The sequence below is a fragment of the Gracilibacillus sp. JCM 18966 genome (assembly GCF_055392695.1).
Map to the genome: position 1 here is coordinate 2,284,476 of NZ_AP043883.1, position 12,580 is coordinate 2,297,055.

At 35.3% G+C, this 12,580-nt stretch carries 10 protein-coding genes; 8 read left to right on the forward strand and 2 right to left on the reverse strand.

Going from position 1 to position 12,580, the window contains the following annotated elements:
• Positions 1-37 precede the first annotated feature (37 nt).
• The gene (locus ACZ5N5_RS10940) at positions 38-1,486 is read left to right on the forward strand and encodes an NAD-dependent succinate-semialdehyde dehydrogenase (protein ID WP_464372467.1); all 1,449 of its coding nucleotides are present in this window, start codon (positions 38-40) and stop codon (positions 1,484-1,486) included.
• A 187-nt stretch (positions 1,487-1,673) separates the two neighbouring features.
• Positions 1,674-3,074, forward strand: a complete 1,401-nt coding sequence (locus ACZ5N5_RS10945; RefSeq protein WP_464372468.1) for an ABC transporter substrate-binding protein — start codon at positions 1,674-1,676, stop codon at positions 3,072-3,074.
• Positions 3,075-3,135: 61 nt separating this feature from the next.
• Here the strand turns inward: ACZ5N5_RS10945 and ACZ5N5_RS10950 are convergent, their stop codons facing one another.
• Both ACZ5N5_RS10950 and ACZ5N5_RS10955 read right to left on the reverse strand, forming a co-directional pair.
• Complete coding sequence (locus ACZ5N5_RS10950) at positions 3,136-3,738, reverse strand: YesL family protein (protein WP_464372469.1); 603 nt, start codon at positions 3,736-3,738, stop codon at positions 3,136-3,138.
• A 45-nt stretch (positions 3,739-3,783) separates the two neighbouring features.
• Positions 3,784-4,656 (reverse strand): helix-turn-helix domain-containing protein, encoded by an 873-nt coding sequence (locus ACZ5N5_RS10955; RefSeq protein ID WP_464372470.1) that lies wholly within the window; start codon positions 4,654-4,656, stop codon positions 3,784-3,786.
• A 156-nt stretch (positions 4,657-4,812) separates the two neighbouring features.
• On the opposite strand from ACZ5N5_RS10955, the gene ACZ5N5_RS10960 reads away from it, so the two are divergent.
• From ACZ5N5_RS10960 to ACZ5N5_RS10985, 6 genes are all read left to right on the forward strand, one after another.
• Complete coding sequence (locus ACZ5N5_RS10960; protein ID WP_464372471.1) at positions 4,813-6,768, forward strand: beta-galactosidase; 1,956 nt, start codon at positions 4,813-4,815, stop codon at positions 6,766-6,768.
• 94 nt (positions 6,769-6,862) lie between these two features.
• Complete coding sequence (locus tag ACZ5N5_RS10965) at positions 6,863-7,906, forward strand: iron-containing alcohol dehydrogenase (RefSeq protein ID WP_464372472.1); 1,044 nt, start codon at positions 6,863-6,865, stop codon at positions 7,904-7,906.
• A gap of 39 nt (positions 7,907-7,945) precedes the next feature.
• Complete coding sequence (locus tag ACZ5N5_RS10970; protein WP_464372473.1) at positions 7,946-8,896, forward strand: acetylxylan esterase; 951 nt, start codon at positions 7,946-7,948, stop codon at positions 8,894-8,896.
• Between the two features lie 262 nt (positions 8,897-9,158).
• Complete coding sequence (gene rbsK, locus ACZ5N5_RS10975) at positions 9,159-10,091, forward strand: ribokinase (RefSeq protein WP_464372474.1); 933 nt, start codon at positions 9,159-9,161, stop codon at positions 10,089-10,091.
• 164 nt (positions 10,092-10,255) lie between these two features.
• Positions 10,256-11,611: an ABC transporter substrate-binding protein gene (locus tag ACZ5N5_RS10980; RefSeq protein ID WP_464372475.1), complete on the forward strand. Its 1,356-nt coding sequence runs from the start codon at positions 10,256-10,258 to the stop codon at positions 11,609-11,611.
• Between the two features lie 72 nt (positions 11,612-11,683).
• Entirely contained in the window at positions 11,684-12,577 is an 894-nt protein-coding gene (locus ACZ5N5_RS10985) for a carbohydrate ABC transporter permease (RefSeq protein ID WP_464372476.1), read from the forward strand.
• Positions 12,578-12,580 lie beyond the last annotated feature (3 nt).

Sequence of the window (12,580 nt, forward strand, 5' to 3'; positions counted from 1 at the left end):
TCTTGTAATAATTACTCTACAAAAGGTGGTAATAGTTATGAAGAATACGGTAGAGAATAAATCTTTATTTATCAATGGTATTTGGACCGAACCAATACAACAAGCTACCATTCCCGTTATAAATCCTTCTACTGAAGAGGTTATACGTAAAATAGGATATGGTGGAAAAGATGACGCAGCTTTAGCAGTGGAAGCTGCGGAAAAAGCTTTTCGAGAATGGTCCCAATTTTCAGTACGAGAAAGATCAAATATGTTACATCATGTTGCAGATTTACTAAGAGAAAAAAGAGAGCAAATTGGTAAAGTTTTAGCAGAGGAATCTGGTAAAAGATTACATGAGGGAATCGGTGAGATTAATTTCGCTGCTGAGTATTTTCAGTGGTTTGCTGAAGAGATTAGAAGACCTCATGGACATATTGTGCCAAGTGATGTACGTAATAAATCACACATCTATTATACAGAACCAGCAGGGGTTGCTCTAACACTAACACCATGGAACTTCCCTATATCTATACAAGCTCGAAAGATTGCTCCGGCTTTAGCTGCTGGTTGTACCGTTGTTGCTCGGGGGTCGCAATTAGCTCCTTTATCAGTAATAGAACTATTTAAGTGTTTAGAAGAAGCTGAATTTCCAGACGGTGTAGTAAATTTAATACATGGTCCGGGGGCACAAATGACAGAAGCTCTGATGTCTCACCCTGCAGTTAAAGTTGCTAGTTTTACAGGTTCAACAGAAATAGGAAAAACAATTGTACAACAATCTGCAAAAGGACTCATACGGCTGGCACTTGAATTAGGTGGGGATGCACCATTTATTGTATTTAACGATGCTGATATGGATAAAGCTGTAGAAGGGGCAATGATTGCAAAATTTCGAAATAATGGCCAATCTTGTATAGGAGCAAATCGATTTTATATTCATGACAGTGTATATGATGAGTTCGTTACTAAGTTTAGAGAATCTATCAGTGCAATGAAAGTTTCAGATCCAGTCAATGACCTATCTTCTGACTTAGGACCCGTAATAGATTTAAAAAACAAAGATCGTTTAGAACAGTTGGTAAGGGAAGCAGAGGAATTTGGAGCAAGGCGTTTAACATCAGATGTAAAGATACCTTCTATAGGTTATTATGTAGCACCTGTAATGTTAGATAACATCCCAAGTAAATGTAATTTGGCACAAACTGAAATATTCGGACCAATCGTAGCAGTGTATAGATTTTCAGAGGAAAAGGAAGCAATAGAAAAGGCTAATAACACAAACATGGGATTAGCTGGCTATCTTTATACGAATGATATTTCACGAATTGAGCGATTACAAAGAAGTTTAAAAGTTGGTGTATTAGGTTTAAATAACGCACTTCCATCAGTAGCGTATGCACCGATGGGTGGAATGAAGCACAGTGGCTTAGGAAGAGAAGGCGCAAGGCATGGTCTCGAAGAATACCAGGAAGTAAAATATGTTGCACAGGAATTTGATCTTTAATATTCGAATCATAGGTATAGTTACCAACCCTTATGAATAAAGTCTTGCCAAATATGATAACGTTTACATTATATGAGTGTAAAGTGTATGATAATACGCTTTCACATATTTTATCAAAGTAAAAGGAGGGGAGAGGTTCACAAAAGGTGTTCTCTAGATACTAATAAAATTACAGGAGGAACCTAATATGAAAACAAGGACAATTGTAGTGTTAATGGTTTTTATTACATTATTTTTAGTTGGTTGTTCCATCGGTAGTACAGAGAGTAATACTGATAATACATCTGATAGCACCAATAACAGTGAGATAAGTGAAGGCGATGGTAGTGCCGGGGGAGGTACACAGAGTATTGAATTAACTTATGATTCCGATTTATCAGGAGAAATAACATTTTGGACTTGGACTACTGACACATATGACGATATTATAAAAGCATTTAATAAAACTTACCCAAATATAAAAGTAAACAAGGTGGTACTAGAAACTGGTGATCTACACAATAAGCTACAAACAACTTTAGCTGCTGGTGAAGGAGCTCCCGATGTATCGATGGTTGAAATAGGAAATTTTCCGAGATATAGTGTGGATAACTTCTTAGAAGACCTGTTACAACCTCCTTATAATGCAGGAAGATATCAAGATTTAGTACCTGAATTTTATTGGGAGCAATGGAAATCTATTGATGGAAAAAGGCTATTAGGAATGCCTTCAGGTATTGCACCAGGAGTGTTCTTTTACAGACAAGATGTTTACGAACAGTTAGGCTTACCAAGCGAACCAGAAGAACTAGGGGAATACATTAAAGACCCAGAAAACTTTATGACAGTAGCCCAAACTTTAACCGCTAATGGTATGTATATTATGGAATTCAATGATTCACCATTTATTCATACAGTAGATTCAGTAGGCTACTTTGATAGTGAATTGAATTGGTTGCGAAATACAGACTTAATCGCTGAAAGGTTAGATTATGTGAAACGAGGTGCACAATTAGAGTGGGCACCACATTTATCAGGATTGTACAGTGAAGAAGGTAAACAGTTATTGAAGCAAGGAAAATTAGTTTCCTTACCTTCAGGAAGCTGGGCAGTCAGAGCTATTGAAGCCGCAGTACCTGAACAAGAAGGAAAGTGGCGTGCTACTAGTATGCCTCTAGGAATAAATGTAGCAATTGGAGGATCGACCTGGGTTATACCATCACAAAGCGAGAATAAAGAAGCTGCCTGGGCATTTGTTGAGTGGATGAATGTTACTGAAGAAGCATGGAAAATTTTTGTGGATAATAATCTTCAACCTGCATGGAATCATATTACTAGTTTGCCTTGGTATCAAGAGACAACTAATCCATTCCTGGGTGACCAGAAAGCAAATCGGTTATATGCAGAATTAAGCGATCAACTTCCAATTCGCAGATATACCCCACTCGACGGAAAAGCATGGCCTATATTTATTGAGAAAATTAATGAGTCTATTGCAAAAAATATAGATTCGAACACTACTTTGCAACAAATAGAGGATGCTGTTCTTAAACAATTAGCTGATGACATCCGTGATTTAAAAACAAAAATAGAAACCCCAACGGAATAATAACTTTAAAATAATACGAAAAATCCATAGAAATACTCCATGGATTTTTCTTCTTTCCATTTTAGCTAGAAAAATTGTTCAATCGATCCACTCTTTGAAAAATAGAGTGACACAACGAATAATTCACAAATGCTAATAAACTAAAAGCAATTAGTCCAGTTAAAGGAGCAATGTATAGAATAACCACTAACAAAGCAATATTCAGTAATATGATTAAAGTAGTCGGAAAATATACGATAGATAATAGAAATGAATTTTTTATCGCATATTTTATATTCACTTGATAGTGTGTGACGACTGGAAATAAAAACACTGATGTAGCTAGGAATAATAAGCATACAATTAATAAGCAAACAATTAATACCGTTTTCATATTTGAAGAAATTTGTGCTAAAAAAAAGTAATCGATAGAAAGGATAGCTGCAAAGATCAACCAGATAACACCAAGGATAAAGTTTTGGACAAAGTTATTTTTAAAATATTTAAAATACGTATGGGTAATTCTAGTAACCCCACCTTGCGTTTTCCAGTGTCTAATAACACTTACCATAGCAGAAGTGGCTGGAAAAATAGTGACAATCGGTATACAAGACAAAATCCAAAGAAAGTTAAGAATAATTAGATGTGAAAAACCCTCTACAAATATGTATAATTTACTGTTCACATTATCACCTGATTTATATGAATTGTTTTCTAAAGAAAGTAACTATTATTTAGTTTTATGACGATTTCGATAGTATCTCGGACTTACACCATAGTAAGCTGTAAATTGTCTAGTAAAGTAATATGGATTTTTAAATCCTACTTCTTCAGCAATTTCAAGTATTGGATCAGACGTGTATTCCAAGAGATTTGCAGCTTGTCGTAGTCGCATTTTTAACAAATATTGTACAATGGAATCCCCCACCTCTTGTTTAAACAGGTGTGACAATCTTGATGGAGATAGGGCCACCGTGTTAGCGAGTGATTCTATCGAGTGTTTCTTTTTTAAATTTACTTGGAGATAGTCTAATAACTTTTCTACTCTTTCATCAATTTTTGGAGCTTTATTTTTTGCATTATATTGAGCAAGCAGTAAGAGAATATACTCTAATGAATTATAAGCAATGCGATTATGAATAGCATCTTGTTGTATACTGCAGTGCTGAAGTTGCTTGAAAGTCTGTAATAATTTATTATGAGTAATTTGATTTTTGATACTAAGAAAAATAACATTATTCGACTTCTCTAACGATTTTAATAGATCTAACCAATCTCCTTTTGGAGTAAAATGTGCCCATATAAAATTCCATGGTTGTTCACTGTTTGTTGCATAATAGTGTGACATATTAGGGGGGATTATAACGACATCACCAGCTTGACAATTCCAGTTTCTCCTTAATACTTTATAAATCCCTGTACCAGAAAGGGTAAAAGTAATATGCCAATTCCTTGCTCCATCAGTACGGTTGACGACATATCCTACAGCCTTATTGTAATGGTCACATACTAAAATACCCGGTGGACGTGTATGTTTAGTTATAGCAGGATTGTTAATGAAATCAGTCATTTTCTGCATTCCTTTTTTAAAGAATTTCTTCATATAATAATTAGAAGCATCTTTTACGAGAATCAAAGGTTTTGTATAGTATAAAACGGAAATATCTTCATCTATTATACAATTGTTCCATAATATTTAACAACAGTTTTCTATAGGTTTTCGTTAAGGGGCTTAATTTTGAAAGGGAGAGTGTTTAATATGAAGCAGAATGTCAAAATTGGTACAACTTATTATCCAGAACATTGGCCAAGGGATAGATGGCAAAAGGATATTCAATTAATGAAGGAAGCAGGAATTAATGTATTAAGACTTGCAGAGTCAGCTTGGGCCAAACTTGAACCAAGAGATGGAGATTTCGATTTTAGCTGGTTGGATGATTTTATTTCCATGATATCGGAAGAAAATATGGAAGTTGTTTTAGGTACACCAATTGAAGCATCTCCAGTCTGGCTGCGCCATGTGAATCCGGAAGTTGTTGCACATGATCGATTTGGTCGTATCCATGCTGAAAGGGGATTTCATTGCCATAACAACTCAAATTTTAAATATTATGTCGATCGCTTAGTAAATAAATTGGCAGAACATTATGCCAAGAATCCGATTGTAGTTGGATGGCAGATTGACAATGAACTTCGGAGCGTACCTTGTTACTGTTCTGAATGTGAAGAGGGATATCGGAATTGGTTAAAGGACAAGTATAATACTTTAGATAACCTGAATAGAGCATGGGGGACAACATTCTGGAGCCAGGTGTATAATGAGTGGGAAGAAATAAAACTGCCAACTGCTGATCAATTAACAAAGTCAGTAAGTCAAATACTTGACTACAAGCGATTTCAATCTGATTCCACTGTAAATCATCTAAATCGTCAGGTTGAAATTATCAAAAAACACGCACCACATCATTTTGTCACTCATAATACAATGGGCTTGTATCCTGGTTTGGATGTATATAACTTATCTGAGAAGCTAGACTTCATAAGTCTTGATATTTACCCAGATGTGGATGCGGATAATACTTGGACATGCCTGAGTTTGGATATACATCGTAGTGCAAAAAAGGATAATGTCTGGGTAATGGAACAGAAAAATGGCTATTTTAACTATAGTAATTATAATTTAGCAATTGAACCTGGATTAGTACGATTGTGGGCATTACAGGATATAGCTAGAGGATCCAATGCAGTACTTTTTTATCGATGGAGATCTAATGGATATAGTTGGGAGCAAAATCCGAACGGTATCCTTAGACATGACGGTTCGCCAAGAAGAGCCTTTGATGAAATAAAACAATTAACAAATGAATTGCAAGATTTCAGTGAAGCATTAGCAGAAACAAAAATACAGTCACCTGTTGCAATTATTCACAGCTATGACCATATCTGGTCCTTTGAAGCACATACTCAATATAAAAATTTTGATTATCGAAAGCACATCGTTTCGTATTATAAGGCGTTACTTCAAATGGGCATAACTCCTGATTTAGTAGATCCTCGGATGGATCTATCTGAATATCGTTTAGTTATCGCGCCATCATTAACAATGGTATCGGATGAAATACAAGCTAATTTGAAAGAATATGTGGAAAATGGTGGTCATCTTATTATTGGAGCAAGAAGTGGATTTAAAACGTGGGAAAATACCACCATTGATACTCCATGGCCCGGATTGTTGACAGATTTGGCAGGTGTTAATGTAGATGAATTTGAAGTATTACCTGATCGTTACTCAAACAGTATTTCCTATAATAATAAGGAATATGAAGTAAAAGTCTGGTTAGATATGCTAGAGTTAAAAACAGCAGAAAGTTTAGCCACCTATACGAAAAAATTCTATGCTGGTCGGACAGCTATATCCAAGAATCTTTACAAATCTGGAATCGTTTACTTTGTCGGAGTGATGGGAAACGACACCTTAGTGAGTGATTTGCTAAAAGATATAGCTAATGAATCTGCTTTAGCTTATACATTATTACCAAAAGGTGTTTACAAAACTTGTAGAGAAAACAAGGAAGATAAGTATTATTTTTATGTGAATATGAATACAGAGCCGAAAGAGATAACCATTCCAGAAAAAGGAATAGATATCCTCACAGGTAAACATGTAACAGGTAAGGTTATGATAGAAGCGTTAGATGCTATAGTAATTCAATGAGTGAAAATAAATGGATGTTCAGAGCTAACTAAAACTTGTTAGCTCTGAAGTCTCGTGAATATCTTGGAAATATGAATGGAGGAGGAATTATTAAGTGAAAAAGCATATGGATATAAAATATGGTAAGAGGATTTTAAGCAATTATTTAACACAACTAGAACGCTACATTGTTGTAACGATGGATATACCCTGGAAGCTATGTAAGCATTTATTTGAAGAGAATATGCCAGTGCAAGTAGTAATTATCGATACGCTGGACAAAGAGACATTAGATAGGTTAAGTTGTTCATTCCCTAAAGTTAATAGCATTGTCGGTCTCGGTGGAGGGACGGCCATAGATGCCGCTAAATATTTTGCCTATCTACAAGATTTGACTCCAATATTAGTACCAACGATTTCCTCAACAAATGCACCTTTCAGTGATTTTATTTCTATTAAAAAAGATGGAAGTGCATTTGGCTTTAAAATAGCTAGTTACCCGAAACAGTTAGTAATTGACTATGATATACTATCTTTATCAGACCAGCGTCTTAACCGTGCAGGATACGGAGACCTATTATACATGCAAACAACATTAAATGATTGGTTGATTGGAGCGAAAAAAGGAAGACTTGCGTCAGTTAATCCAAAAGTGAGGCAAAGAATCGAGGAAATGATGGGTAAAGTAACGAAACATGCAAAAGAAATAGGAAACGTAACGGAGGATGGATTGCATCTTCTGATGGAAAACACAAGATTCTCGACAGAATTATATAAGGAACACCCAGATGCACCCATAAGTGCGGGATCAGAACACTTATTTGCCTGGAATTTAGAAATGACCACTAAGAAAAACTATATACATGGTGAAATAGTTGCCCTCGGAATTGTAATTGTCTCCTATTTACAGCAATTTTATTTGTCTAATAGTAGTTTAAAGATTCTCCGTCAAGCCTTGGAGGATGCACAAGTAATCTATCATCCAGATGACATTGGAATCACCTGGCAGGAAATAAAAGAAACGTTAATGACTGTCAACGGGTATAACCATAAATTTCGTCGGTTTCACACGGTGTTTGATTATGTAACTTTTACTTCTGATGTATTAGCTAATTTAAAGGATTACTTATATAAAGAGTGTAGTGAATGTGAGGTGTAAAATCGTTGAAAAATAAAGAAAGCAAGGGAGTGGGAAAAGGTGTCAAAATATATTCAGCATACAATTAACCAATTAGAATTATATCGCCCTTCACAAAGAAAGAGAAATGACCATAATGCCTTTTGGAAAGAGACCTACAATGAAATAAGGAAGAAACCTCTAAACAGTGTATTGAAAGAGCTTGATTATCCGATCTCGCAAATCAGTGCTTATGAACTAACCTATCATGGGTTTGATGAAACAGCCATAAAAGCTTATTATTTGTTGCCAAAGAAGTTTCAAGGAAAGCTACCATGTTTAATTTCTTTTCATGGATATGCTGGTAGTAAAGGCGCTATTGCTGATTACATGAAGTGGCTGATTCAAGGATATGCGGTTATTGCAGTTGATTGCAGAGGACACGGACAAAGTGGTGATTATTCCAATTATTCTAGCAATGAGATGGGAAGTTGGGTAACACAAGGTATTTTGGATAAAGAAGAGTATTATTATCGAAAGGTTTATATGGATGGAGTTAGAGCTATTGATTTTGCTTGTACTCGTTCTGAAATTGATCATAATAGAATGGCTTTAATAGGCACAAGTATGGGCGGAGGGATTACATTAGCAGTAGCAGCACTTGATAGTCGGCCGAAATTAGTAATTGCTGATATACCTAATATGTGTGATATTGAATTGGCTATACACGAAAAATTAGAGGGTTCATTAACTTTTATTGAGCGTTTTTTAGATCGCCACCCTGAGCAAATAGAACAAGTATTTTCAACTTTATCTTATTTTGATAATTTGAATTTAGCTGCTAATATTAATTGCAGAATTAGAGTTTCTGTAGGTTTAAAAGATCCGATCTGCCCTCCGAAACCTGTGTTTGGGGTATATAATCAGATAAATGCACCGAAAACATTAGAAGTTTATCCTTTTGCTCAACATTTTGTACATCAAGAAGAGCATATTAAAAAGACACTTTTATTTGTAAATGAGTATTTATAAAAGACAAAACATTTTAAAAAAAGATATTGTGTTTTATTATTTAATATAGTATCATATGTGTAATCGATTACTTAATCTATATACATAGTTCTTTAATTTTTAGTTTTGCCGATAAATAAAAAGTTTAACAATATGATAACGATTACACATATTGCGTAGAGAAAGAAACTTAGAAACTAATTATTTTTTAAACAAAATAGATAATTAATTTATGTGATAACGATTACACATAGAATTTTACAGAAAAGGAAGTAGATTTGTTGTGAGTATATTAGTTATTGGTAGTTTTATGATGGATTTAGTTGTTCGAACCCCAAGAGCACCGGAGGATGGAGAAACAATTATAGGGGATAACTTCTCGAGATTTCCAGGTGGAAAGGGGGCAAATCAAGCTGTAGCAGCTGCGAGACTTAATGAGAAAGTAACGATGATAGGTAAACTCGGAGGGGACCAATTTGGTGATGAAGCCATTAAAACCTTAATTAATGAAGGTATAGATACGAAATATCTGCTTCAGGATTTCAATGAGAACACGGGAGTTGGATTAGTAACATTAGAAAGAAACGGGAATAATCGAATTATTGTCGTTCCAGGTGCTAATTTACGTTATTCTGTAACCGATTTGGAGAAGGTTAAAGAGGTAATTAAAGCTTCAAAAATACTAATTGTCCAATTAGAAATGGATATTGAGATGGTAGAAAAAGCGGTATCGATGGCAAATTATTATCATACTCCTGTTATCTTAAATCCTGCCCCAGCAAGAGAACTAAGTGATAAGTTATTAAGTCAAGTCACTTATTTAACCCCCAATGAAACAGAAGTAGAAATATTAACTGGAATTAAAGTTAATGAAATAGGAGATGCAGAAAACGCTGGAAAGGTATTATTAAAAAAAGGAGTAAAAAACGTCATTATTACATTGGCTGAAAAAGGATCACTAATAGTTAATGATAACGGAGTAGAACATGTTTCTGGCTTTTCAGTAAAGCCAGTTGATTCGGTTGCTGCAGGAGATTCCTTTAATGGTGCATTAGCAGTTGGAATTGTTAAAGAGTTGCCTTTGCCTGAGGTAGTCAGATTTGCAAATGCTGTTGGAGCAATAACAGTGACAAGAGAAGGTGCGATACCTTCATTGCCATATGCTTCTGAAGTCGAATCGTTTATTACAAATTTAAATGGTTCAGTTGTAAATTAAGCTGATTTTTATTCTCAATTTAAAGGAGGTGATTGTGAAGATAGTAAAAAGCTACAAGATTAATAGATGCAATAGTGAATACGCTTACATAATGAGATTTTCTATTCTATTGTATAAGTGTTCTACTCACTGAAAAATAAAAAATGACTAAAAGGGGTGTTGTTATGTTACGTAAAAAACGATTTGTATTATTAATAATTATGAATGCTCTAGTACTCTCATTACTCGTTGCGTGTGGCGATGGTCCTACTTCAAAAGCTGGGAGTGGAGGGGGAGAAGCAAATACTGATAGAACAGTGATTAATTTTTGGACACCTAAATGGGGTGAATCAGAAGAAGAGTGGTTTAATAAATGGATTGATGAATACAACAACTCCCAAGACGAAGTGTTGGTGAAGATGGAAGTAATTCCAGGTGATGCATGGGATCAAAAAATTACAGCAGCACAAGCTTCTGGTGAAGGTCCGGATATTACAACAATGAACTATAACAAAATCATTTTCTCAGCTGATCAAGGCAAGATACAAGCTCTGGATGAATACTTGGATCCGGGGGTTTGGGAAGATCTTCATGATAATATTGAAGAATTTGTAACATACAACGGTAAACATTATGCGATGCCATTACTTGCTGAACCTTCTTCCTTGTTATATTACCGGAAAGATTTCTTTGAAGAGGCGGGTTTAGACCCTGAACAACCACCTACCACATGGGATGAGTTGATAGAATATGGTAAGAAACTAAAAAAAGACAGAAGGTCTGGACTAACGGCAGCTGGCACTACCGATGAACTGGCATGGACACATTGGGGTCTTCAGGGAATGATTGGAGGACACCCAATTAGTGAAGATTGGTCAGAGGCAACGGTTAATAATGATAAGTATAAAGAGTTATTTGAATTTTGGAAAACACTATATGATGAAAAAATAATGCCTGTACAAATGCCAGGCGGATACACGGATATTCAAGCATTTGCTGAAGGAAGAACAGCTATGACAATTAATGGATCATGGGCAGCAAATCAGTTAAAAACGGATTTCCCTGATGTGGTAGAAAATGTAGGTGTTGCAGTATTGCCAACACCAGATGGAAATCAAGAAAAAACTACTGCTTCATTAGGTGGCTGGACGTTAACCATTGACGGAAACTCAGAGCATCCTCAAGAAGCTGCTGATTTTATATCATATCTTTTAGCTGGAGACACAGAGATCTTAGTAGAATTTTTTAGAGATGCAACAAAATTCTCAAAGTTCTCAGCGCGTAAATCAGTAGATGAGGCAATTAATTCTGATCCAGAAGCACAGAGTGATCCATGGAGAAAATTAGTCGCAGAAGAAGTTATTCCTTATGCAATTCCTGAACCAATTTATGCATGGGAAATTAGTTTAGCTTACGCGACTGCACTGGAACGAGTATATAAAGAAGATCAAGCTATTGAAAAATCACTTGCACAAGCTGAAAAGGAAATTAAGGACTATATAGAAGCAAATGATTATTCTGAAGCGAAACCTCAACAATAAAGACTAAAATTTGCACAGTGGGAGGTTAGTATATATGTAATTAACCTCCCCTATTAGAAGGTGGTGTCTATAGTGGATAAATTTACTACACAGAGAAAGAACGATGTGAAAACAGCATATATGATGCTCCTCCCACTTTTGGGTTTATTATCAATCTTTGTGATTATTCCTTTAATATATGCAGTAAATGTAAGCTTCAACCAATGGAACTTCTATCAGGAAAATGTATTCATAGGATTTAAAAATTACAAAACGGTATTAACTGATCCGTTGTTCTATGATGCATTGCTAACTGGCGTGAAATTTACATTGTTAGTTATCCCAGCTCAATTTATTTTAGCGTTTCTATTCGCTCACTTAATTAAAATTTTGACAGGGAAAATTGGTGGCTTTGTCAAAACTTCCATATATATTCCTCACGTAATATCTGGAGTAGTGGCATCCATTATCTTTATTTTCATCTATGACTATGATGGTGGTTTTGCCAATTACATCATCGAGTTAGTTGGAATTGGTCAAATAGCTTGGCTTGCGGATGTAAAATATGCATTGGGCAGTATTGCAGTACCAGCGGTGTGGCTGGGGTTTGGAATGACTACACTTATTATGCTTGCTGGCTTAAATGACATACCTAAAACATATTATGAGGCTGCAGTAATTGATGGTGCAAATGCATTCCATAAAATGATATACATCACTATACCATTATTAAAAAATGTATTTTTGTATCTCACAGTTGTTGGAGTTACGGGTGCTATTCAGCAATTTGATCTTCCATACATGATGACAGGTGGGGGCCCTTTAAACTCGACAATGACCCCTAATTTATTTATATATAACCATTTTAAAAGCGATCCTTATATGGGTTATACCGTAACATCTGCTTTGCTGTTATTTGTTATGTTAGGAACGTTGTCAGCAGTCGTGTTTAAATTGTTTAATTCCAAAAAAGGACTAGATGGTTAAGTG

Excerpts from the sequence above, each read along its gene's own strand:
- ACZ5N5_RS10945 (WP_464372468.1), top strand. The coding sequence starts at position 1,674 with ATGAAAACAAGGACAATTGTAGTGTTAATGGTTTTTATTACATTATTT.
- ACZ5N5_RS10940 (WP_464372467.1), top strand. The coding sequence starts at position 38 with ATGAAGAATACGGTAGAGAATAAATCTTTATTTATCAATGGTATTTGG.
- ACZ5N5_RS10960 (WP_464372471.1), top strand. The coding sequence starts at position 4,813 with ATGAAGCAGAATGTCAAAATTGGTACAACTTATTATCCAGAACATTGG.
- ACZ5N5_RS10980 (WP_464372475.1), top strand. The coding sequence starts at position 10,256 with ATGTTACGTAAAAAACGATTTGTATTATTAATAATTATGAATGCTCTA.
- ACZ5N5_RS10955 (WP_464372470.1), bottom strand. The coding sequence starts at position 4,656 with ATGAAGAAATTCTTTAAAAAAGGAATGCAGAAAATGACTGATTTCATT.